General features: G+C 72.7%; 19 protein-coding genes. 17 read left to right on the top strand and 2 right to left on the bottom strand.

Features of this window, described 5'->3' with window-relative positions; all coding sequences use genetic code 11:
- Positions 1 to 29 precede the first annotated feature (29 nt).
- The gene (locus tag AB0M26_RS22460; RefSeq protein ID WP_365263594.1) at positions 30 to 1,916 is read right to left on the bottom strand and encodes a copper resistance protein CopC; all 1,887 of its coding nucleotides are present in this window, start codon (positions 1,914 to 1,916) and stop codon (positions 30 to 32) included.
- Between the two features lie 663 nt (positions 1,917 to 2,579).
- On the opposite strand from AB0M26_RS22460, the gene AB0M26_RS22455 reads away from it, so the two are divergent.
- From AB0M26_RS22455 to AB0M26_RS22375, 17 genes are all read left to right on the top strand, one after another.
- Positions 2,580 to 3,314: a DUF4142 domain-containing protein gene (locus tag AB0M26_RS22455; RefSeq protein ID WP_365263593.1), complete on the top strand. Its 735-nt coding sequence runs from the start codon at positions 2,580 to 2,582 to the stop codon at positions 3,312 to 3,314.
- Between the two features lie 186 nt (positions 3,315 to 3,500).
- Positions 3,501 to 3,761 carry a hypothetical protein gene (locus AB0M26_RS22450; RefSeq protein ID WP_365263592.1) on the top strand — a complete coding sequence of 87 codons (261 nt, stop codon included), beginning with the start codon at positions 3,501 to 3,503 and terminating at the stop codon, positions 3,759 to 3,761.
- A 365-nt stretch (positions 3,762 to 4,126) separates the two neighbouring features.
- Entirely contained in the window at positions 4,127 to 4,669 is a 543-nt protein-coding gene (locus AB0M26_RS22445) for a DUF2617 family protein (protein WP_365263591.1), read from the top strand.
- 82 nt (positions 4,670 to 4,751) lie between these two features.
- Positions 4,752 to 6,509, top strand: coding sequence for a spermidine synthase (locus tag AB0M26_RS22440; RefSeq protein WP_365263590.1), 1,758 nt, complete (start codon positions 4,752 to 4,754; stop codon positions 6,507 to 6,509).
- A 37-nt stretch (positions 6,510 to 6,546) separates the two neighbouring features.
- Positions 6,547 to 7,197: a hypothetical protein gene (locus AB0M26_RS22435; protein WP_365263589.1), complete on the top strand. Its 651-nt coding sequence runs from the start codon at positions 6,547 to 6,549 to the stop codon at positions 7,195 to 7,197.
- Positions 7,198 to 7,375: 178 nt separating this feature from the next.
- Positions 7,376 to 8,452, top strand: coding sequence for an SRPBCC domain-containing protein (locus AB0M26_RS22430; RefSeq protein ID WP_365263588.1), 1,077 nt, complete (start codon positions 7,376 to 7,378; stop codon positions 8,450 to 8,452).
- Between the two features lie 88 nt (positions 8,453 to 8,540).
- On the top strand, positions 8,541 to 9,356 hold the full coding sequence (locus tag AB0M26_RS22425; protein ID WP_365263587.1) for an aldose 1-epimerase: 816 nt from the start codon (positions 8,541 to 8,543) through the stop codon (positions 9,354 to 9,356).
- 25 nt (positions 9,357 to 9,381) lie between these two features.
- The gene (gene pyrE / locus AB0M26_RS22420; protein WP_365263586.1) at positions 9,382 to 9,921 is read left to right on the top strand and encodes an orotate phosphoribosyltransferase; all 540 of its coding nucleotides are present in this window, start codon (positions 9,382 to 9,384) and stop codon (positions 9,919 to 9,921) included.
- 249 nt (positions 9,922 to 10,170) lie between these two features.
- The gene (gene fbaA / locus AB0M26_RS22415) at positions 10,171 to 11,193 is read left to right on the top strand and encodes a class II fructose-bisphosphate aldolase (protein ID WP_365263585.1); all 1,023 of its coding nucleotides are present in this window, start codon (positions 10,171 to 10,173) and stop codon (positions 11,191 to 11,193) included.
- Positions 11,194 to 11,342: 149 nt separating this feature from the next.
- On the top strand, positions 11,343 to 13,019 hold the full coding sequence (locus tag AB0M26_RS22410) for an MFS transporter (RefSeq protein WP_365263584.1): 1,677 nt from the start codon (positions 11,343 to 11,345) through the stop codon (positions 13,017 to 13,019).
- A 206-nt stretch (positions 13,020 to 13,225) separates the two neighbouring features.
- A complete protein-coding gene (locus tag AB0M26_RS22405; protein WP_365263583.1) occupies positions 13,226 to 13,639 on the top strand; it encodes a DUF3151 domain-containing protein in 414 nt (137 codons plus the stop codon).
- 280 nt (positions 13,640 to 13,919) lie between these two features.
- Entirely contained in the window at positions 13,920 to 14,786 is an 867-nt protein-coding gene (locus AB0M26_RS22400; RefSeq protein ID WP_365263582.1) for a tryptophan 2,3-dioxygenase family protein, read from the top strand.
- The gene (gene kynU, locus AB0M26_RS22395; protein WP_365263581.1) at positions 14,779 to 16,140 is read left to right on the top strand and encodes a kynureninase; all 1,362 of its coding nucleotides are present in this window, start codon (positions 14,779 to 14,781) and stop codon (positions 16,138 to 16,140) included. Before AB0M26_RS22400 ends, kynU begins: the two co-directional genes overlap by 8 nt.
- A gap of 117 nt (positions 16,141 to 16,257) precedes the next feature.
- Entirely contained in the window at positions 16,258 to 17,328 is a 1,071-nt protein-coding gene (locus AB0M26_RS22390) for an alpha/beta hydrolase (RefSeq protein ID WP_365263580.1), read from the top strand.
- 461 nt (positions 17,329 to 17,789) lie between these two features.
- A complete protein-coding gene (locus AB0M26_RS22385) occupies positions 17,790 to 19,097 on the top strand; it encodes a histidine kinase (RefSeq protein WP_365263579.1) in 1,308 nt (435 codons plus the stop codon).
- Positions 19,094 to 19,762 (top strand): response regulator transcription factor, encoded by a 669-nt coding sequence (locus AB0M26_RS22380; RefSeq protein WP_365263578.1) that lies wholly within the window; start codon positions 19,094 to 19,096, stop codon positions 19,760 to 19,762. Before AB0M26_RS22385 ends, AB0M26_RS22380 begins: the two co-directional genes overlap by 4 nt.
- Before the next feature lie 9 nt (positions 19,763 to 19,771).
- Positions 19,772 to 20,989 (top strand): cytochrome P450, encoded by a 1,218-nt coding sequence (locus AB0M26_RS22375; RefSeq protein ID WP_365263577.1) that lies wholly within the window; start codon positions 19,772 to 19,774, stop codon positions 20,987 to 20,989.
- Positions 20,990 to 21,263: 274 nt separating this feature from the next.
- On the opposite strand, the gene AB0M26_RS22370 is transcribed toward AB0M26_RS22375, so the two are convergent.
- A complete protein-coding gene (locus AB0M26_RS22370) occupies positions 21,264 to 22,292 on the bottom strand; it encodes a hypothetical protein (protein ID WP_365263576.1) in 1,029 nt (342 codons plus the stop codon).
- Positions 22,293 to 22,360: the final 68 nt, after the last annotated feature.

Genomic DNA, 22,360 nt, shown 5'->3' with positions numbered 1-22,360 from the left:
TGACGCATGGGCTCCTGGTGGACCGGACGTCATGGGGTGATCTTCACGGTTTTCGAGACGGTGGCCTGGTCGACGTCGGAGACGCGGACGGTGGCCCTGATCCTCCAGGTCCCGGCGAACGGAAGGTCGAGGGTGTCGCTGCCCCAGTAGCCACCCTGGTCGGCGAGCTCGGCGTCGAGCGGACCGACGCGCTGCGTGGCCAGGGTGAAGGTGAGGCGCAATTCGGGAATGGCGATGACGCTGCCGTCGGAGCGGTAGACCACTGCCTCCACCACGTTCCTGCCGACCCGGCCGGGTTCCAGGGTGATCTGCACCTTGCCGCGCGCGGCGGGAGAGCCTGCGTCGAAGGGGATCACGGTCAGGGAGACGTTGGGGCGCCCGGGAACCCTGGCCTCATGTGCGGTCTCGGTGGCGGCCCGGCCGGGCTCGCTGCCCGTGAGCACGGTCGTGGCCACGAGGACCACCACACCGATCAGCACCTCGGCGAGCACGGTCTTGCGCAGGCCATGCCGCGGCGCGTCCGGGCCGGGCTCGGCAGCGGCGGGCTCGTCGGGGCCGGGCTCGTCTGTGACGGGTTCGTCCCCGGCGGACTCGACAGCGGTGGCCGCAGCCGTACCGGACCCGGCCGTCTCCGCCCCGGGCGTACCCGATCCGGCCGTACCGGTCGCCGTGCCTGTGGGTGCCCCGTGGCTGCCGCTCCCGACCGCGACCAGTGTCGGTTCCTCCTGACGCGTGCGCAGCATCCGCTCGGTCCAGTTCCGGGAGTACGACGCCACCGCCAGCATGAGGAGCACCAGCCCCGTCTTCACAGCGAGCACCCTGCCGTACGGCGTGGTGAGCGCCTCCCAGGAGCCGAGCCCGCGCCAGGACTGGTAGAGGCCGGTGGCCGCGAGGACGGCGACTGCGCCGAGGGCGATGCGGGAGAAACGGCCCACGGCCGCCGGCGGAAGCGGCTCGTCGGCCGGGGTCCGGTACAGCACGGTCAGCAGCGCGGTCAGCCCGCCCAGCCACACGGCCATGGCCAGCAGATGCAGTACGGAGGAGGCCATCGCCACAGGGACCTGGATCCCCGCAGAGGCGTGTTCCGCCGCCGCCCAAGTCGTGGCGAGACCGATCGCGACGACGACGCCGGTCGCGACCCTAGGCCGGTCGGCCCTCCAATCGGGGCGGCCGCGCCGGGCGAGAAGGGCCACCAGCAGTAGCAGTGCCAGGCGGACCAGCAGCGCGATGCCCGGTCGGCTCCCCACGGTGCTCCGCAGCAACGGCAGGTCGAACACACCGCCCGGCCCAGAGCCGCTCGCGTACGGTCCGCGGAGCACGAGCAGCGCGGCCGTGGACAGCAGCAGCGCCCACCACCCGGCCAGGAACGGGCGGCGCAGCACCCGGGCGGTCGTGCCCGCGGGCAGGCACGCCAGAGCGAACACGGCGATACCGATCAGCAGGGCCAGGCCGCCGTAGGCGGTGTATCGACCGATGCCGTAGAGCGTGTCGACGGCCGAGTCCACGGGCGGTTCGGCAGCGGTGGGTGCCGGGGTCTTCGAGGGCTTGCCGACGGCGAACGTGAAGGCACCGGATATCGCGTGGCTGTCAGCGGAGACCACTCGCCAGGTGACGGTGTACGTGCCCTCCTTCAGGCCGTCGGCCAGCGGTACACCGACGGTGTCCGCTTTGCCGCCCATGTGCCGCGGATCGCCCGCGGTCACCGGACGGTTGTCGGGGGCGAGCACACGCAGGGAGTCCTCGGCGAGAGCGACCGACTCGTCGAACGTGACCGTGACCTCGTCCGGCGCGGTCTTCAGCACGGTGCCCTCGCGCGGGTCGCTGCTCTTCAGCACCGCGTGGGCCGAGGCGGGCGTGCCACTGCCGAGTAGGGCGCCGGTGAGCAGGGCGGCCACCAGGAGCAGTGCCCGCCTCATGCGCCTGCCCTTGTACGCCTGTCGTCGCCCCACGTCACGCCCCCGGTCACGGCTTCCTGGATCCCACACGCTGGATCACACAAACGTACGGGCGCATCCGCCGTCGTGCTCAACCGGCTCCGTTGCCCGGGCCGGTCACGTGCTCACCGCCGTCCCGCCGGCGCCCCTCCGGCCATCGAAGGCCGCGAAGGGCGTCCGTGACGACGGCCGCACACGAACCGCCTCACCGGACGGTCGGTCGACGCGCCGGCCTGCCCGTGCACGGCTCTTCCGTCCGCGCGACCTTGCCCACGGTGTCACGTGACCTCGCCGCGATCGCTGGCCCCGCCGGCAGCCGGACGTTCGCTCAGCGCCCGAGGCCTGACGAACCATCACCTCGCCCCCGCGCTGTGTGCGGCTGCCGCCCGGCGGGCCCCGTGCGCCGTGCCGGGGGGACGGCCGGGCCGCGTGTCGGCCCTCCGACGGGGGTGGCCACGCGCCGTCATCCGCGGAGGGCGCGGCCCGCCGGCGCATCCGCCGTACGCCGGGAGAGGCTCCCCTCGCCCCGGGCCGCTACGTGATGCACGTCACGCGAGAGCGTGCGGGATTTGCTCAGTGCAATGATTGTGTCGCGTGTTTCATCCGTACTGCTTGGTGTAAGCGCCGCTCGCAGCAGGAGGAACCATGCGCATCTCACGGGCCAGGGCTGGCACCCTCTTCTTGATCGGCAGCCTGGTGATGACCCTGGGCGCAATCGCTTACCCTGCCATCGGCGGCATGACCTACGCGAACACGACGTCCGACCGCATCATCGCCAACACCCCGTACGGGCCGTTGACCGAGGCCGACCGGGACTTCGTGGTCAAAGTGCGCTCGGCCGGTCTGTGGGAGCACCCCCTCGGCCGGCTCGCCATGCAGCGGGGAACGACCAAGGCCATGAAGGAGGCCGGCGAGCACCTGGTCGCCGGGCACACCCTGCTCGACGCCAGTTGCCGCAGGATCGCTTCGGAGCTGAACATCACCCTGCCCAACCAGCCGACTCCGCAACAGCAGCAGTTCGTGGCAACCGTGCAGTCGAAGAGGGGTACGGAGTTCGACACCACCGCGGTGAGCATCATGCGCGTCACGCACGGCCAGATCTTCCCGGCCGTCGCCAAGGCCCGGGCGTCCACGGAGAACAGCCTGGTGCGCCAACTCGCCGACCAGGCCAACGAGGTCGTCTTGGACCACATCACCTCGCTGGAGAAGACCGGCATGGTCAACTTCGAACAGGCCAACGACCAGCAGACCGCTCCGCCGAATCTCCCCACGGATCAACTCACCCCGCCCCCGCCCCCGCCCGGCGCGCCGATCGTCAAGCTCACCAAGCCCGAGGGCCTGGGTGACGACTTCTACCGGACGACCGTTTCCCTGCGGTGAGGCCGCACCGGCGGTCCGTCGGCCGCGGGGGCGGTACGGCCGCCGACCCGTCCTTCCCTGTGAGCCGTCCTTCGCCGAACCTCTGGAGTTCCTCAACTCTGCTTTGAGGCTCCGAGGCCCGGGCATGACCCCGTCACGCAAGAAGCGGGGCCTCGCTTCGGGGGAACTGAGAGGAGAGTGAGGACGATGGGAGTCGCACTGTTCGTGGGCGTGTTCGTGGTCGTGATGATCGCCGCGATCGCCGGCCTCGCCGGCAAGGGGGGCAGATCAAAGGGCCCGCGCCGGCGGGGAAGCTGGTGGGCCGGGGGCGGAGGCGGTGCCGCCGGCGGGGGATGCGGCGGCGGCGCCTCGTGCGGCGGCTCCTCGTGCGGTGGCGGCAGCGGTTGCGGGGGCGGCGGCTGCGGCGGTGGCGGTGGCGGGGGCTGCGGTGGTGGCGGGGGCGGCTGACGCCTTTCGCTCGGCCCGGCGCCCAACCGGCGCTCACCTCGGAAAACGGGGGCGGAACGGCCGCAACTGACCGGGGGTTGTGCGGCTGTCCCATGCGGTAAGGCATATGCGTCCGGCGGGTTCAACGCCCGCCGGACGCTGTTGTTTTGAACAGTTGAACCGTGCGGCCCTCTGGAGGATGGAAACCCGGCGAAGTTGGGTAAAAGCGCTGTGAGCCGCGGGCATCTCATGATTTCGTATCCCCCCGGACCCCCACGTGGGCACGAGCCGGCGAGCGTAGCTCCCTCGGTCCCCTCTCCGGGGCGAGCCGGCCCACCCGTCATCCACTGCGCGATCACCCCTGCCTGCTTTTGCGGAGCCGACCCATGCTCACCACTCTCAAGACTGCCTATACCGACACCCGTGCCGCCGATCTGGCCTGGGCGCTGGGCCGGGAGCCGCTGCCCGCCCTCGCCGAACTGAAGCTCCAACTCGGATACGTCGCGTTGCAGTTGAGACTGCTCGGCGCCTCTCACCAGGTACTCGTCGAGGACGACCAAGGGCAGTGCTCGGAGACCGTGGCCTGCATGTCGGGCAGCGCCACGCCACTGCCGCTCGGGATCGATAAGCGCATCGGGGACTGGGAGTACGAATTCGCGGCGCACGTCGAGACGCATTCCGAGGAGTCCTTCGCCGGGCGCGCCCAGGAGTTGCTCGCGCTCGTCGCCGACCATCCGTACGGCCTCGCGGGGACCTTCCCCGGCAGTCCGTACGCGTTCACCGCTCTCCTGGCGCACTGCCGCGAAGGGCGGCTGGCCTGGCGGACCTGGCACGCGTACCCGCAGGAGGGCACGCTCGTCGCCACACGGACGCGGGTCGGCACACAGGGCTCACGGGGCATGCGCGGCGATAGGCCCGCGCCCCCTTGAAAGTGTTGTAGGCCGCGCAGAACCTACACCGCACTCGTGTGGGTGACAGGTCCACAGAAATGCCTGACGTACCGTTCCCCGCATGATTGATCCGCCCGTGGCCCGCGTCCCGTGTGCGGCTGCGGCGCGGGAGCCGCGGGGCCCGGTGGAACTCCCCGTTCCGGAAGGCCTCGGCCGCTTCCTGGTCCTGGCGGCGGTGTTCGTGTGCGCGGCCTGCGGCCTGGTCTACGAGCTCGAACTGGTCGCCCTCGCCTCGTACTTGTCCGGTGACTCCGTCACGCAGGCGTCCGTCGTGCTGTCCGTGATGGTCTTCGCCATGGGGGTCGGCTCGCTGCTCGCGAAGCGGCTGCGGTGGCGGCCGGTCGCCGGGTTCGGAGTCGTCGAGGCCGTGCTCGCGCTGGTCGGCGGTTCGTCGGCGATGGCGCTGTACGCGGCGTTCGCCTGGTTCGGTCATTCCCGCACGGTGCTCGTCGCCTTCTCCGCGACGATCGGGGTGCTGATCGGGGCGGAGGTGCCGCTGCTGATGACGCTCATTCAGCGCATCAGGAAGCAGGACGCGGGCGGCGCGGTCGCCGATCTCTTCGCCGCGGACTACGTGGGGGCGCTCGCCGGCGGACTCGCCTTTCCCTTCCTGCTGTTGCCGTGCCTGGGTCAACCGCGGGGCGCGCTGCTGACCGGTGCGGTGAACGCGCTGGCGGGCGGGGTGACGGTGCTGTGGCTGTTCCGCCGCGAACTGACCCCACGCTCACGGTGGTTGCTCCTGGGCGTCAATGTGCTGGTGCTGGCGCTGCTGGCGGGCTGCACCCTCCTCGTCGAGCCGTTCGAGCGGGCGGCACGTCGCGCGGTGTACGGGGCCGATGTGCGGGTCGCCGTCGGCACGGGCGCGAACGAGGTCGTCGTCACGGGCGAACCAGGCGCCGCCGCGAGCGGAAGGGCTACGGACCGTGGCCGCCCGGGCGGCGGCCGCGCCCCGGCTTCCGCGGACGTGCACAGCACGCAGGAGCAGGCAGGTTCACGGTCAGGTCCCGGCGGCCGCCCGGCGGCGTCGCTGTCCCTCTTCCTCGATGGGCGACTGCGGGTCAGCGGCCGGGACGCGTTCCGCTACGACGAGGCGCTGGTCCATCCGGCGATGGCCGGGACCCACCGCCGTGTCCTGGTCCTGGGCGGAGGCGACGGGCTGGCGCTCCGCGAGGTGCTGCGCCACCCCGGCGTCGTCTCGGTGACGCTCGTCGAACCCGACCCGCAGTTGCTGCGGGTGGCCCGCACCGACCCGGGCCTGTCCGCCCTGAACAGCGACGCGCTCGGCGACCGGCGGGCCCGGGTGGTGCGGGCCGACCCGTTCGACTGGCTGCGAGGGGCGGTGCGGAGCCGCGGCTCGTACGACGTCGTGCTCTCCGACCTGCCCGACCCCGACATCACCACGAGCACCAAGCTCTATTCGCTGGAGTTCTATGGTCTCGTGCGGCGCGTCATGGCCCCGGGCGGGAGGCTCGCCGTCCACGCCGGGGCGCTGTCGGACCGGCCGCACCAGTTCTGGACCGTGGACGCGACCGTGCGCGCGGCGGGCCTGCGGACGGTGGCCTACCGGGTGGACGGGCGGCTCCCGGCGCTGTCGCGGGGGGCGGGTCCGGTGTCCCGGCGCGGGCGTCAGCCGAGGGACTGGGGGTTCGTCCTCGCCTCGGCCCGCCGCAGCCCCCCATCACTGGAATTGCCCGCCGACGGGCCCCGGCTGCGCTCGCTGACCCCGGGCTCGCTGCGGAGCGCCGAGCGCGCCGCCGAGCGCGAGCGGGTGACCGGACTGCCCGCTTCCATGCTGATGCACCCGCGCTACCTCGACTGACGGTCCGACGGGTGTAGAAACGGGTCTCATGCGACACATGCCAGCAATCCGGACTTCTGCCCGCTTTCGCGCCGGCGCGATCGCACTGGCGGCAGCGGCCGTCCTCACCGGCTGCGCGAACTCGTCCTCCTCCGACTCCCGTGCCGATTCCGCCCCGCGGGCCTGGGACCGCGAGCACGACCGTGCACCAAGCACGATGCCGGCACCCGCGTCCACGCCGGAGTCGGTCGAGAACGCGCTGCGCGCACTGAGCACCGCCGATGTGTCCGTGCCCCGCGGTGCGTCCTTCCAGCTCGAAGGGGAGCGCGACGCGCGGGGGAACCGGATCTGGGAGATCGTCGTCGCGTCCAAGGGCAAGGACCAGGACAACGACGACTACGTCGACGAGTACGACGTCACCGTCTCCGGTGACGGCTCCGAGCTCCTCTCCCGCCAACGCGACATGACGCCGGACGACGACGTCGCCAGGATGCGGCTCTCCAAGACGACCGCCCACCAGGCCGTACGTCTGGCCTACGCGTACCGGCCCTCCGAACTGGACTCGTTGGAGATCGACACCAGCGACGACGGCAGGATCGTCTGGCAGGTCACGCAGACCGCGCCCGGCGCCGCCGACGACGACGAGGGGCGCGTGGTGCTCATCAACGCCACGACGGGGAACGTCCTGACACCGGGGGCGGACGACTGAGACGGGAGGGTACGGACCGGACGGCGGGGCCGGCCGTACGGCGTGCCGGGGCGGGTGCCCGGTAGCCGATACGGGCGGGCCCCGAATGCCGATGCGGGCGGGTCCCCGGAAGCCGATGCGGGCGGATGTCGGTCCGATGAGGGTGCCTTACGGGGATGGCTGGGTAGGCTCGGTCTCCATGGAGCATGAGGTGTTCGTTCCGTTCTCCGTCGGCACCGTGCGGCAGGCGCTGGCCGATCCCGCCCGTGTCTCACGATGCATCCCGGGGTTCCAGAGTGATGCCGAGGATGCGGAGGGGACGCATGACACCCCCGGTGGGCCCCTGGAGTTCGCGGGTCGGCTGAGACTGCGCATCGGCCACTCGACCATCACCTACCGCGGTCGTCTCCGTGTCACCGAACAGGACGGCGGCGACCTGGCGGTGGAGGGCGAAGGCACGGAGTCGCGCGGCAGCGGCTCCGTGAAGGTCGCCCTGAACGTACGGCTGTCGGCGGCGGACGGCGGTACGCGTCTCGCATGCACCGGGACCGTGCACAGCGAAGGCCGTCTGGCCGAGGCCGGCGCATCCGCGGCCGAGACGGCCGGGCGCCGTCTGCTGGACCGTTTCGCCGCGGACATGGCCTCGGGTCTCGAATCGTCGCCGATCGGCACGGGGGACCCGGACGACGACAACCAGCGCGTCATCCCCGGTATCCCGTCACCGGACAAGCCCGATCGCCCCCGGGGCGACCGGCAGGCGGAGAAGCCGGCGGACCAGCGGGGCGCGCAGGAGCCCGGCCCTGAGAACAAGCGGGACGCAGGGCCGGACGAGGGGAAGGACGCGGCGGACGTCGGGCCGGACGCCCCGCCGGGAACGCCGTCGGTCTTCGAGGCCGAGGTGCCGCCCCCGTCGCTGGACCCGCTCTCCGACCTCGAGGCCGTGGGCGACGACGACCGAGCCTCCGACGAGCGGGACGCCGGTGACGACGACGAGGCGGCGCATGCTCTCCGGGACGACTTGGACGAGGAGTTCGACGACGCCCTCGACGACGGGCTCGGCACCGAGCCGCCCGCCGAGGCCGCACACGCGCGCCGCACCATGATCGGTCGCAGCGCCGAGGAGGTCGACCACGCGCCGCCGCGCGGTCGGTACGCCCCGGTTCCCGCGCCCGAGGCCGCGACAACCACCGTGTCCCTGCGCTGGGCCGCCCCGGCCGCCGCGGCGCTCGTCGCCTCCGCGGTCGTCGTCAGCCGGATCCTGCGCCGCCGCCGCTGAAGCACCGGGGAGGAGGGCGGCCCACCCGGTCCGGACACCGGTCCTCCGCTCCGTCCCCTTCCGTGGGCGAGGCTCTAGGGTCGGGGATGTGACGACCCACGACACCACGGAACCCGGCCCCGGCGTCCGACTCGAGGCCGGCGAAGCCGAGTTGACCCTGCTCCCCGCCCTGGGCTGCCGCGTCGGCTCGCTGCGCGTCGGCGGCACGGAGCTGCTGCGGCAGGGCCCCAAATACGGCGCGTTCCCGATGGTGCCGTGGTGCGGCCGGGTCGACCACGGCCGGTTCCGTGACGGCGCCGAGGTGCGGCACCTCCCCGTCAACAACCCACCGCATGCGATCCACGGCACCGGTCGGGACACGGTCTGGCGTACGGCTCGTACCGACAAGACCTCCGCCGTTTTCACGTACGACCTGGTAGACCCCTGGCCGTACCCGGGCCGGGTCACGCAACTCGTCGAGCTCGCCGAGGACTCGGTCACCCTCACGCTCGGGATCGAGACGATCGGCGACTCCTTCCCCGCACAGGCGGGATGGCACCCGTGGTTCCTGCGCAACCTCGGCGACGGCACCGGTGACGCCCAGGTCTCCTTCACGCCCGAGTGGCAGGAGGAGCGCGGGGAGGACCATCTGCCGACCGGTCGCCGGATCCCCCCGAAGCCCGGCCCCTGGGACGACTGCTTCGGCATGCCGGACGGCGTGGACGTCACCCTGACCTGGCCCGGCAGGCTCGAACTGCGGGTCACCAGCCGGGCCGAATGGGTCGTCCTGTACGACGAACAGGCCGAGGCCGTCTGCGTCGAGCCGCAGTCCGGACCGCCCAACGGCCTCAACACCATGCCGCGCCTGGTGACGCCCGTCGATCCGCTGGAGGTCTCCACGACCTGGACCTGGCGCAGGCTGTAACCGGCGACCGCTTAGGCTCGTGGACATGACCGATGCGCGTGACGCCCTGCTGGAGCAGATCAGGAACAAGGCCGTGGTCCACGGCAAGGTGACCCTCTCGTCCGGGATGGAGGCCGACTACTACATCGACCTCCGCCGGATCACCCTGGACGCGGAGGCGGCCCCGCTCGTCGGTCAGGTGATGCTGGACACCACCGCGGACCTGGACTACGAGGCCGTGGGCGGGCTGACGCTGGGCGCCGACCCGGTCGCCGCGTCGATGCTGCACGCCGCCGCGGCGCGCGGCCGCAAGCTGGACGCCTTCGTCGTACGGAAGGCGCAGAAGACGCACGGGATGCAGCGCCGCATCGAGGGGCCGGACATCGCGGGGCGGCGCGTCCTGATCGTCGAGGACACCTCCACCACGGGGGGCTCGCCGCTCACTGCGGTCGAGGCGGCTCGCGAGGCGGGTGCCGAGGTCGTCGCTGTCGCGGTGATCGTCGAGCGGGGTGCCGCGCCGGCGATCGCGGAGGCCGGACTGCCCTACGTCCCGGCGTACGGACTGGCGGATCTGGGTCTCGACTAGTTCGGAAGACACGACGCAGGCGGACACGACTCGGCGGAGAGTCCGGGCCACGCTCCGACCTGCGGGTTCACCGAGGGGTGGAGGGTTTCACGTGAAACTCTCCACCCCTCGCCATCGTGATCGGCGCAGCTCGGGGTACGGGTCGGGTGGATCCTGCGTCCGCGTCTGGGAAGATGGGCCCCGACGATGACGTCGCCCCCCTAGGTCAGGGCCCTATCCGAGAACCCGCACATCACAAGGAGCGGACAGATGCCCATCGCAACCCCCGAGGTCTACAACGAGATGCTCGACCGGGCGAAGGCAGGCAGGTTCGCCTACCCGGCCATCAACGTGACCTCGTCGCAGACCCTGCACGCGGCGCTCCGCGGCTTCGCCGAGGCGGAGAGTGACGGCATCGTCCAGATTTCCACGGGCGGCGCCGAGTTCCTGGGCGGCCAGTACAGCAAGGACATGGTGACCGGTGCGGTCGCGCTGGCCGAGTTCGCGCACGTCGTCGCCGCGAAGTACCCGGTGAACATCGCGCTGCACACCGACCACTGCCCCAAGGACAAGCTCGACGGCTACGTCCGTCCGCTGCTCGCCGTCTCGCAGGAGCGGGTGGCGGGCGGCCGGAACCCGCTGTTCCAGTCGCACATGTGGGACGGTTCCGCCGAGACGCTGGACGAGAACCTCAGCATCGCGCAGGAGCTGCTCGCCGAGGCCGTCAAGGCGAAGATCATCCTCGAGGTCGAGATCACCCCGACCGGCGGTGAGGAGGACGGCGTCTCGCACGAGATCAACGACGAGCTGTACACGACCGTCTCCGACGTCGAGCGCACCGCCGACGCCCTCGGTCTGGGCGAGAAGGGCCGCTACCTGCTGGCCGCCTCCTTCGGCAACGTCCACGGCGTCTACAAGCCGGGCAACGTCGTGCTCCGGCCCGACCTGCTGCGTCAGCTCCAGGACGGCGTCGGCGCCAAGGCCGGCAAGACGGACCCGTTCGACTTCGTCTTCCACGGCGGCTCCGGCTCCACGGAGGAGGAGATCCTCACGGCGCTGGAGAACGGCGTGGTGAAGATGAACCTCGACACGGACACCCAGTACGCCTTCACGCGCCCCGTCGCGGACCACATGTTCCGCAACTACGACGGTGTGCTGAAGGTCGACGGCGAGGTCGGCAACAAGAAGACCTACGACCCGCGCAGCTGGGGCAAGGCCGCGGAGAAGAGCATGGCCGAGCGCGTCACGCAGGCGTGCGCGAACCTGCGTTCCACGGGCACCAAGCTGAAGTAAGCGCCCAGGCTCCGTACGGTGACGGGCCCGGCACCTCCCCGGAGGGCGCCGGGCCCGTTCCCGTACGCTCCCGCCCGCGCGGCCTCCGGGGCGGGGCCGGGGGCCCGGTGGGCTGGCCAGGGGAGGGGAACGCGAGGATCATCCCCGGTATGAGCGACTCCTCGCGGCGGCCCCCGAGCGAGACCGGGTCGCACCCCAGCGAGACCGGGTCGCAGGCGGTGCCGGGCGACGGGGCGGCGGCATCCGGCGCGTCGGCGGCACTCGACGGTGCGGCGGCCCCGTCGGGTGGCGAGGCCGGACGGATCCGGATCTCCGAGGCCGCCGGGCGCTGGATCGTACTGACGACCGTGCTCGGATCCGGGATGGCTCTGCTCGACGGCACGGTCGTCAATGTCGCCCTTCCCAAGATCGGCGCGGACCTGGGCGCGGACCTGGCCGTGCTGCAGTGGACCGTCAACGCGTACCTGCTGACGCTCGCCGGGCTGATCCTGCTCGGTGGTGCGCTCGGCGACCGGTACGGGCGGCGGCGGGTTTTCGTCGTCGGCATCGTGTGGTTCGCCCTGGCCTCGCTGGCGTGCGGGCTCGCGCCGAACGCGGCCGTGCTGGTGGCCGCGCGGGCCCTCCAGGGCATAGGCGGCGCGCTGCTCACACCGGGCTCCCTCGCGCTGATCCAGGCCACCTTCCATCCGGCGGACCGTGCGCGGGCGGTCGGCGCCTGGTCCGGTCTGGGCGGCGTGGCGGCCGCGATCGGACCGTTCCTGGGCGGCTGGCTGGTCGACGGACCCGGCTGGCGCTGGGTGTTCCTGCTGAACGTGCCACTGGCCGCGGTGTGCGCACCGATCGCGCTGCGCCACGTGCCGGAGACCCGCGACCCCGAAGCCCACGGCCGGTTCGACGTCCTCGGTGCCGTGCTCGGGGCGCTCTCGCTGGGCGCGGTGACGTACGCGCTGATCGACGCCTCCGGGCAGGGAGCGTCACCGGCCGTCGTCGGCGCGGCCGTCGGCGGGGTGCTGCTGGGCGCGGCCTTCATCCGGCTGGAGCGGCGGCGGAGCAATCCGATGCTCCCGCCGCGGATCTTCGCCTCCCGGCAGTTCACGGCCGTCAACGCGGTGACCTTCTGCGTGTACGCCGCGTTCGCCGGATTCTTCTTCCTCTCCGTGCTGCAGCTTCAGGTCGCCGTCGGCTACTCCGCGCTCGCCGCCGGGACCGCGCTGCTGCCGACGACCCTGATGATGCTGGCGCTCTCCTCGCGCGCCGGGGCGCTGGGCCAGCGCATCGGGCCGCGCATCCCGCTCACCGTCGGTCCGTTGCTGTGCGCGGCGGGGATGCTGCTGATGTTGCGGGTCGGACCCGGCTCCTCGTACTGGGCGGACGTCCTGCCCGCACTGCTGGTCATGGGCTCGGGCATGGTGCTGCTGGTCGCCCCGCTCACGGCGACGGTGCTCGCGTCGGTGGAGGTGACGCGGGCGGGACTGGCGAGCGGCGTCAACAACGCGGTGGCGCGCGCCGCCGGGCTCATCGCCGTGGCGGCGCTGCCGCTGCTGGCCGGTACCGGGCCCGAGGCGTACCGGTCGGCGACGGAGTTCAACGAGTCCTTCCGGCGGGCGATGCCCATCTGCGCCGGGGTGCTGCTGGTGGGGGCGGTAATCGCGTGGCTGGCGGTACGGTCCGACGTCCTGGCGCCCGCCCCGGCGGGCGAGCCGTCGCGCTGCCGCGCCCAGTGCCGTACGTACTGCGCGGTCAACTCTCCGCCGCTCGACCCGGGGGAACCCCCGGAGCCCGGGGAGCCGCGGCCGGCCCCGGCGACGGGGGAGAGCCCGGCGTAGCGGCGGGGCGGGCGCCGATCCGCGATGGCCGCCTTTCCGCTCGCCCTCCCCTCCGCGCGCCCTCCGCGTAGTGCCACCCGCGCGGTACACCCTCCGGGCAGGCGAGACTGCGCAGCGCGCGCACGGTCGTGTGCTGTCCGTGGTACCGGTCCGCAGTGTGTGCGCCGGGTGCCACGGACCTCGTGCCGTCCGGCAGACTTGAGGTCATGGCCATTCACGAAAACCTTCTCGGGGGTCCGCCCCCGACGCACCTCCCGGACGACCCCGAGCCGCGCGACCTGCTCGCCTCGGGCACGGCTCCCGCCGACGTTGCGGCGAAGTACCCGTCCTCCTCCCTGGCCTGGGCACAGCTCGCCGACGGCGCGTTCGAGAACGGCCGGGTCGTCGAGTCCTACGCGTACGCCCGGACCGGCTACCACCGGGGGCTCGACGCGCTGCGGCGCAGTGGATGGAAGGGCCACGGACCGGTGCCGTGGGAGCACGAGCCGAACCGCGGCTTCCTCCGGGCGCTGCACGCCCTCGCACGCGCCGCCCAGGCCATCGGCGAGCAGGACGAGTACGAGCGCTGCGCCACCTTCCTGCGCGAGTCGTCGCCCACCGCCGCCGACACCCTCACCTGATCGCCGCAACACCGCGAGAACCGGACCTCGTTGCGCGCATACGGGCTGCCGGGCTGATCAATGCTGCTGATCGGCCCCGGCGGTCGCGCCATGCAGGGCCGCGGATTTCCCAGGGCCTGCCCGGCCGTCCCCCGGGCAGGCCCTTGCCGTACGGCGCGGGGGCCACGGATGATGCTCTGGTCGGCGCGATCCGTATATCGACGCTGGCGAGGGGACCGGGGCTCCGATGCCGAGAGGAAGGAGCGGACCGCTACCCGGTAGCACGCACGAGGAGACAGCGATGTCGCACCACCCCAACGCGCCCGGAACCGGCCCCGAGGACGGCGCGGACCCCGGCATCCAAGCCCCGAACCTGGATTTCGCGGGCACGACGCCGTACGAGGACTACGTCCAGGCGGACGTCCTCACCCACCTCCAGCACCCCCTCTCCGATGACCCCGGCGAGATGGTCTTTCTTGTCACGACCCAGGTGATGGAGCTGTGGTTCACCGTCATCGTCCACGAGTGGCTGACGGCCGCCGAGGCGCTGCGCCAGGACGACGTACCGGTCGCGATGGCGGCCCTCAGGCGTTCCGCGTGGGAGCTGGAATCGCTCAACGCCTCCTGGAAGCCGCTGGCGCATCTGACGCCCGCGCAGTTCAACTCGTACCGCAGTGCGCTCGGTGAGGGTTCCGGCTTCCAGTCCGCGATGTACCGCCGGATGGAGTTCCTGCTCGGCGAGAAGTCCGCGTCCATGCTCGTACCGCACCGGGGCGCCCCGCGCGTCCACGCCGAACTGGAGAAGGCGCTGACCGAGCCGAGCCTCTACGACGAGGTGATCCGGCTCCTCGCCCGCCGCGGGTACGGCATCCCGAACGCCGTCCTCGACCGCGATCCGAGCATGCGCCACGAGTCCGCCCCGGAGGTGGAGCGTGCCTGGCAAAAGGTTTATGCGGGGGAGCCCGGCGATGAGCTGGTGCAGCTCGGCGAGGCACTGACCGAGGTCGCAGAACTGGTCTGGCGCTGGCGCAACGACCATCTCGTCGCCACCCGGCGGGCGATGGGCGCCAAGACCGGGACCGGCGGTTCCGCGGGAGTTGCCTGGCTGGAGAAGCGGGCGCAGAAACACGTCTTCCCCGAGCTGTGGACGGCGCGCAGCCATGTCTGACGCCCCGAGCCGTACTGCCACGGCACACGAGGAATCCGCCCGCGGCGCGCTCGCGGACGAGGCCGCGCGGCTGGACGCTGCGGATGAACTGGCCGCGGTGCGCGACCGGTTCGCGCTCGATGACGGGGTCACCTACTTGGACGGCAACTCGCTGGGCGCCCTGCCGCGTGCCGTGCCGGGGCGCATGGCGGACGTCATCGAGCGCGAGTGGGGCCGGCTGCGCATCCACGCGTGGGAGAAGAGCGGCTGGTGGACCGCGCCCGAGCGGATCGGCGACCGGATCGCCCCGCTCATCGGCGCCGCGCCCGGTCAGGTCGTCGTCGGCGACTCGACGAGCGTCAATGTCTTCAAGGCCGTCGTCGCCGCCGTGCGGATGGCCGGTGAGGGGCGGGACGAACTGCTCGTCGACGCCTCGACCTTCCCCACCGACGGCTATATCGCCCGGTCCGCCGCCCGGCTGACCGGCTGCCGTGTGCGCGCCGTCGAGCCGGCGGACGTCGGCCAAGCGGCCGGTCCGCGCACTGCCGCCGCACTCGTCAACCACGTCGACTACCGCACCGGGCGGCTGCACGACCTGCCCGGCACCACGGCCGCCGTGCACGCGGCGGGGGCGCGGGTGGTGTGGGACCTGTGCCACAGCGCGGGGGCCCTGCCGGTCGGAACCGACGAGCACGGCGTCGACTTCGCGGTCGGCTGCACGTACAAGTACCTCAACGGCGGTCCGGGCGCACCGGCGTATCTCTACGTCCGGCGTGAACTGCAGCCGGCCTTCGACTCGCCGCTCCCCGGCTGGAATTCGCATGCCGACCCGTTTGGCATGGCCGCGTCCTACACCCCGGCCGACGGCTCCCTGCGCGGCCGCGTGGGCACGCCCGACATCCTCTCGATGCTCGCCCTGGAGGCGGCCCTCGACGTCTGGGACGGTGTCGCAATCGAGGCGGTACGGAGCAAGAGCCTCGCGCTGACGGACTTCTTCCTGCGCTGTGTCGGGCACTACGTGCCGCTTGGTCGGGTCGAGTCGGTCACGCCGGCGGCGCATACGGAGCGCGGCAGCCAGATCGCGCTGCGCTGCGCAGACGCGGGTGCGGTGATGCGGGGGCTCGTCGGTCGGGACGTGGTGGGGGACTTCCGCCGTCCGGATGTGCTGCGGTTCGGGTTCACACCGCTGTACACGTCGTTCGCGGACGCGGAGCGCGCCGCCCGCGTCCTGGCCGACGTCCTGGAGGTACAGATCGCCCCTGCCGAGCCGGGTGCCCCTGCCGGGCCGGGTGCCGCTGCCGAGCCGGACGGGGGCGGCGGGCCGGACGGGGGCGCCGGGGCCGGCGTGCCCGCCGACGAGCGGAACGGGGTCTGACACGTGCCCGGCGCAGACGCCTCGGGCCTTCCCGCTCCCCCGCCTCTGATCGGGCGGGGGAGCGGGGCCGTCCGCACCACGGGCTCGCATGCGGATGCGGACGCCGATGGGCGGGCGTTGGCCCGGGAGACTGCGGATCGGCGCGACCCCGAGGCCGTGCTGGCGTACCCGCCCGTACCCCCCGACGCGACCCTCCCCTACGGCGAACTCCCCGACCAGATCGTCGACTTCTTCACCCCCCGCGGAGGGGAGGGACCGGCCCCGCTCGTCGTCCTCTTCCACGGCGGCGCCTGGCGCGCTCCGTACGACCGGCAGCACATCTCGCCCCTCGCGGCACATCTGGCGGCGCACGGCTTCGCCGTGGCGTCGGTCGAGTACCGCCGCGGCCCGGCGCCGGAACAGCACGGCGGGGGGCGGCGGGCCGCCCCGGCCACCGGGGCAGCGGTCGGCGGGGGCGCACCGGTGGTCGCGGACGCTCCCGGCGTGACCGTGGACCATCCCGCCGGGCGGTGGCCCGAGACGCTCGACGATGTCGCCCTGGCAGTCGACCGCATCCCCGCGATGGTCGCGGAGCTGGCCGCCGCGGCGCCTGGCGTCCGCGGTGCCTCGCCGTACGCGTACGGCGAGGCAGCGGGCAGCGAGGTACGCACCGACTCCCCGCACGGAGGCGCGAGCGCCGAAGCCCGGCCCGGTCTTCACCGGTGGGGCAGCGTCGACACCGGGCGTCTTGTGCTCTCCGGGCACTCAGCAGGCGGGCACCTGGCGCTGTGGGCCGCCGCCCGGCACCGGCAGCCGTCCGGTTCCCGTTGGCACTGGGCTGCGCGTCCCCCTGTCAGCGGCGTCGTCGCCCTCGCCCCCATCGCGGACTTCGCGACATCGCGGGAGCTCGACGTGTGCTCAGATGCCGTCGTCCAGCTCCTCGGCGGACCGGCTGGCTACGCGTCCCGTCGTGCGTACGCCGACCCCGTGGCTCTGCTCCCCACAGGCATCCCGACGACGATCGTGCACGGTGCCGTGGACGACGTCGTGCCGCCGCAGGTCGCGCGGGCTTTCGCGACGGAGGCGGAGCGGGCCGGTGAGCGGGTACGGCTGGTACTCCTCGACGGCGCGGGCCACTTCCCGCTCATCGACCCGTACTGCCCCGAGGCGGGGGTTGTCATCGGCGAGCTCCGCCGCCTCACGGGCTGAGCCCCGGCGAGACTCAGCCGGGCCGTCCGGCTGCCACTGCCCGCGACGGTACGGCCCGTGTCCGTCCGCCCGCCCGTCCCGCCCATCCGCCCTCCGTCCCGTCCGTCCGTCCGCCCGTCCCGCCCGATCCGTCCGTCCCACCTGTCCGCCCGCCCGTCCGTCCGTTCCCGCCCGATCGGTCCGTCCCACCTGTCCGGCCCGTCCGTCCGTTCCCGCCCATCCGTCCGTCCCACCTGTCCGCCGGTCCGTCCGCCCGGCCCGCCGTGCCCCTGCGGCTCCTCGCCCGCCGGCCGTCTCGCCTGCGTACCGACGCGCGGCCGCGTACGACGCCCTTGCTCCTGCCCCGCGCCCACCCACCGGCCCGTCGGACGCGGTACCGGCACGTCATCCTTGAGACGGATGCCGGAAAGTCGGCTGCACCGGTGACGACGCGGGCCCGACTCATGCGTAGCGTTCTGCGCGTGAACGAGACGACGACACCCTCCGCGTGGACCGAGTCCCGCATAGCCCGGGTCGCTTGGCGCGCCCTGCGCGACGATCTGCTCCGTCCGGCGTGGGCGTTCGACCCCCTGCCGCCGATCAGCGCCGAACGGCTCGCCACGTGGCCGATGCTGGAGCGGCGCGGGGTGCGCTGGCTGCCGCACGCCGCCATCCTCGCGTTCGCGTTCTCCTTCCTCCTGGCGCACGACTTGGTCGGCACGACCTGGTCGGCCTGGACCGATCTGATCTCCCTGCTCCTCCCGGCCCTGCACGCCGCATCGCTCGTGCTCGTCCTCCTCAGGCCCGTGGGCGCGTGGTGGCTGTCCCTGGCCCCCACCGTCGCGTCCCTCTCCATCCCGTACGCGTACGAGGAGAGTTACGTTGCGCACGTCGTCGTCATGGCCCTGGTCACCTTCCGGTCCAGGCCGCGCGTGGCGATCGAGATGTGGGTGATCTCGGCGGTCGCCATGGGCGTCTTCAGCTCCGTCGCGGATGACAACACCGATGTGGGCGGCCTCGCCATCGTCTCCGGTCTCGTCCTCGGCGCTGCCGTCGCCCTGCGCGGCTGGTGGCTCGCCCGCGGCCGGGTCGCCGAGCAGGAGACGCTGGTCGCCGACGTGCGCGGACAGCAGACGCTGCTGGAGGAGCGCGCCCGGATCGCCCGGGAGCTGCACGACGTCGTCGCGCACCACATGTCGGTGATTGCGATCCAGGCGGAGGCGGCGCCCTATCGGGTGCCGAACCCGCCCGAGGAGCTGACGAAAAGCTTCTCCACCATCCGCGGCAGCGCCGTCGAAGCCCTGGCAGAGCTGCGCCGCGTACTCGGCGTCCTGCGCTTCGAGAGCCCCGACGGCACGGCCGTCCCGGACGCCCCGCAGCCCGACCTCTCCCGCCTCGACGAACTGGCCGACGGCGTACGGGCGGTGGGCCTGGATGTGGAGATCGCCAGGACGGGAGCCCCCAGGCCGCTGCCGCAGGGCGTGGAGCTCTCCGCGTACCGCATCATCCAGGAGGCGCTGAGCAATGCCCTGCGCCACGCACCCGGTTCGCAGGTCCGCGTCGAGGTCGCGTACGTCCTCACCGGTGTCGGGGTGCGCGTCGTCAACACGCGTCCCACCGGCGATGTCCAGCCCTCGCCGGGCCTCGGCCACGGTGTGATGGGCATGCGCGAGCGGGCGTCGATGCTCGGCGGCGAGCTGACCGCCGAGCGCACCGCCGACGGCGGCTACGAGGTCGCCGCCTTCCTTCCCGTCGGGCAGACCGACGCCGCCGAGGAGGGCCGCGCATGACGATCCGGGTACTGATCGCGGACGACCAGATGATGGTCCGTGAGGGCTTCTCCGTGCTGCTCGGGGCCCAGCCAGACATCGAGGTGGTCGGCGAGGCACTCGACGGCCACCAGGCGGTCGCCCAGGTCGGCGAACTGCGGCCGGACGTGGTTCTGATGGACGTTCGTATGCCCGGCATGAACGGCCTGGAGGCCACCCGCCGCATCGCCGGCGACCGCGAGGAGGACGCCGGGACCCGGGTCCTCATCCTCACCACCTTCGACCTCGACGAGTACGTCTTCGAGGCCCTGCGCGCCGGTGCCTCGGGCTTCCTGCTGAAGGACGCCTCCGCCCGGCAGCTCGCCGACGCCGTACGGGTCGTGGCGGCGGGCGAGGCGCTGCTCGCGCCGACCGTGACCAGGCGGCTTCTGTCGGAGTTCACCCGCCTCGGTGCCCCCAAGGCCCCGCGCATGGACCGCATCGAGGCCCTGACCGAGCGGGAGACGGAGGTGCTGGCCCTGATCGCCCAGGGACTGTCCAACGGCGAGATCGCCATGCGTCTCATCGTCAGCGAGGCCACGGTGAAGACGCATGTGAGCCGGATTCTGGTCAAACTGAGCCTGCGGGACCGTACGCAGGCGGCCGTCTTCGCCTACGAGATCGGCCTGGTCACCCCGGGCGGGTAGCGTCGGTACATGGATGCAGCGGTCTCGTGGTTCGATCCGTGGTCCCCGGCCTTCGTCGCGGATCCCTATCCGGCGTACGCGCGGCTGCGTGAGGCCGGTCGTGCGCACTGGTTCAAGGGCAGCCGCCAGTGGCTCGTCCCGCACTACGACGACGTGAGCGCGCTGCTGCGCGACCGCCGGCTCGCGCGGACGTATACGCACCGCTTCACGCACGAGGAGTTCGGGCGGACCCCGCCGCCGCCCGAGCACGAGCCGTTCCATGTGCTCAACGGCTACGGTCTGCTGGAGCTGGAGCCACCGGACCACAGCCGGATCCGCCGCCTGATCTCGAAGGCGTTCACGCCGCGTACGGTGCAGGCGCTGACGCCGACCGTCGAGCGGCTGGCGGCGGAGCTGGCCGACGGTCTGGTCGCCGACGGCGGCGGGAATCTGCTCGCCCGGGTCGCGGAGCCGCTGCCGGTCGCGGTGATCGCGGAGATGCTCGGGGTGCCGCCCGGGGACCGGGCGCTGCTGCGGCCCTGGTCTGCGGACATCGTGGGGATGTTCGAGCTGAACCCGACGGAGGAGGCGGCCCGCAAGGCGGTCCGGGCGTCGGTCGAATTCACCGCCTACCTCCGGGAGTTGATCGCGCAGCGGCGCAGATCACCCGGCGACGACCTGGTCAGCGCGCTGATCGACGCGCATGACGCCGAGGACCGGCTCAGCGAGCAGGAGATGATCTCCACATGTGTGCTGCTGCTGAACGCGGGCCACGAGGCGACCGTCAACACCACGGCCAACGGCTGGCTGACGCTCTTCCGACACCCCGTAGCGCTCGCAGCGCTCCGGGCCGCCCCGGACGCGATACTCCCGCGCGCCGTCGAGGAGTTGATGCGGTACGACACGCCGCTGCAGATGTTCGAGCGCTGGGTGATGGACGACATCGAGCTGGGCGGGGAGGTCATTCCCCGCGGCTCGGAGGTCGCGCTGCTCTTCGGCTCCGCGAACCGTGATCCCGCCAGGTTCGCCGACCCCGACCGGCTCGACCTGACACGCGAGGACAACCCGCACATCACTTTCGGCGGCGGGATCCACTACTGCCTGGGCGCGCCGCTCGCCCGTATCGAACTCGTCGCGTCCTTCGGGGCGTTGCTGAAGCGGGCGCCGCGGCTGCGGCTCGTGGCGGAGCCGGAGTGGAAACCGGGCTATGTGATCCGTGGGCTGCAGGAACTGCTCGTGGAGGTCTGAGGCTCCTCCTCCTTCCTCCGCCCTTCCCACTGACGTATGCACCGGAAGGCCGGCCGGTGAGTCGCGGCCCGGCTCACCCGAGGTCGCGGCACCGGAAGGCGGCGAGTCCCGTGGCCGTCATCAACGCGGTGAGCACCAGCAGCCACACGTACGGGGACGCGGTCGCCGTACCGCCCGGCACAAAGCCGCTCGAGACGAAGGAACTGCCGCGTCCGGACGGCCCGCGGCTGCGGACGCGGGCCGTCCCCCGGCCTGAGGCGTCCGGTGCGCACCCTCACCTGCGCGGAAGCGTGAGGCGCCAGGCAGAGGGATGCACGGTCCAGGTGCGGGTCCTCACCGGTCCTCCCACCTGCGCGTCCGCGCGGTAGTGGAAGTCCGGCCCGGAGACGGTGATCGCGCGTGCCCGGACCGTACGAGGCGCCGCGCTCCCGCCGCCGGCGCTCGGCCGTACCACGACCCGGGCCAGTCCGTCGTCCTCCGCGTGCGGTCCGGCGGTGGTCACCGACACCGCCTCGACCGGGTGGTCGAGATCGGCGAGCAGCACTCCGTCCGCCTCGACCCTCAACCGGTGGACCCCGCGCTCGGTCCGTCCCGTGCGGTCGGCCCGGCCTGCGCGGTCGCCCCGGTTCGTACGTCCGCCCCTTCCGCCTGGTTCGCCCCGTTCTGTGCGGCCGGATCCCTCCCCCGGGTCCCCGCCCTGGGCCGGCAGCTCCGCCGAGGCGTACCTGCGGGCCCGGGCAGCGCCGGAGTCTTGGCCTGCGCCGCCCGGCGCCAGGGACCGGACCAGACTGCGGCAGGTCCGCAGGCCCGGCTCCCACCACCGCCCGCGCTCCGCCCCGCGACCGCCCGCCTCGCCGATCTCCGGGATGTGCAGCCCGCCGAGGACGACCCCGTCGCTCTCGTCCACGAGCAGGTCGAGTTGGCGGTCCACTCCGTCCAGCACGGCCCGTGCCGCCTCGACGGGACTGGCCGGAACGCCGAGCGTGCGGGCCAGCGCCACTTCCGTGGCCGACTCCCCGACCGGCACAAGCGCCAGCGCCGCGGCGTCCAGGGCCCGTTCCCGGTGGAGGAGGCCGACGATGCGCAGCAGCGCCGAGTCGTCGCCCACGACCACCGGCCGGCGGCTGCCGCGGCGGGCGAGCGCCCGCGCGATCTCCTCCGGATCCTCCGGCAGGCAGATCTTCGTGCTCGCGCCCGCACACAGCACATCCTTCGCGATCCGGACGGCCTCGCCGTCGATTCGCCGCGCGGCCGGGTCGATGACCACGAGCAGCGGGCGCCCGCTGGATCCTGGAGCCGACACCTCGGTCCTTCCTCAGGTAATCTCTCGGTGCAAGAGCCCCTGTCGCTGTTGCGTCAGGGGCTTCGTCT

The sequence above is a fragment of the Streptomyces sp. NPDC051776 genome, from assembly GCF_040681345.1.
Lineage (GTDB): Bacteria > Actinomycetota > Actinomycetes > Streptomycetales > Streptomycetaceae > Streptomyces.
The sequence above is the reverse complement of the archived record's forward strand: the minus strand, read 5'-3'. Positions and strand labels throughout refer to the sequence as shown.

Excerpts from the sequence above, each read along its gene's own strand:
- AB0M26_RS22460 (WP_365263594.1), bottom strand. The coding sequence starts at position 1,916 with ATGAGGCGGGCACTGCTCCTGGTGGCCGCCCTGCTCACCGGCGCCCTA.
- AB0M26_RS22455 (WP_365263593.1), top strand. The coding sequence starts at position 2,580 with ATGCGCATCTCACGGGCCAGGGCTGGCACCCTCTTCTTGATCGGCAGC.
- AB0M26_RS22450 (WP_365263592.1), top strand. The coding sequence starts at position 3,501 with ATGGGAGTCGCACTGTTCGTGGGCGTGTTCGTGGTCGTGATGATCGCC.
- AB0M26_RS22445 (WP_365263591.1), top strand. The coding sequence starts at position 4,127 with ATGCTCACCACTCTCAAGACTGCCTATACCGACACCCGTGCCGCCGAT.
- AB0M26_RS22440 (WP_365263590.1), top strand. The coding sequence starts at position 4,752 with ATGATTGATCCGCCCGTGGCCCGCGTCCCGTGTGCGGCTGCGGCGCGG.
- AB0M26_RS22435 (WP_365263589.1), top strand. The coding sequence starts at position 6,547 with ATGCCAGCAATCCGGACTTCTGCCCGCTTTCGCGCCGGCGCGATCGCA.
- AB0M26_RS22430 (WP_365263588.1), top strand. The coding sequence starts at position 7,376 with ATGGAGCATGAGGTGTTCGTTCCGTTCTCCGTCGGCACCGTGCGGCAG.
- pyrE (WP_365263586.1), top strand. The coding sequence starts at position 9,382 with ATGACCGATGCGCGTGACGCCCTGCTGGAGCAGATCAGGAACAAGGCC.
- fbaA (WP_365263585.1), top strand. The coding sequence starts at position 10,171 with ATGCCCATCGCAACCCCCGAGGTCTACAACGAGATGCTCGACCGGGCG.
- AB0M26_RS22410 (WP_365263584.1), top strand. The coding sequence starts at position 11,343 with ATGAGCGACTCCTCGCGGCGGCCCCCGAGCGAGACCGGGTCGCACCCC.
- AB0M26_RS22405 (WP_365263583.1), top strand. The coding sequence starts at position 13,226 with ATGGCCATTCACGAAAACCTTCTCGGGGGTCCGCCCCCGACGCACCTC.
- AB0M26_RS22400 (WP_365263582.1), top strand. The coding sequence starts at position 13,920 with ATGTCGCACCACCCCAACGCGCCCGGAACCGGCCCCGAGGACGGCGCG.
- kynU (WP_365263581.1), top strand. The coding sequence starts at position 14,779 with ATGTCTGACGCCCCGAGCCGTACTGCCACGGCACACGAGGAATCCGCC.
- AB0M26_RS22380 (WP_365263578.1), top strand. The coding sequence starts at position 19,094 with ATGACGATCCGGGTACTGATCGCGGACGACCAGATGATGGTCCGTGAG.
- AB0M26_RS22375 (WP_365263577.1), top strand. The coding sequence starts at position 19,772 with ATGGATGCAGCGGTCTCGTGGTTCGATCCGTGGTCCCCGGCCTTCGTC.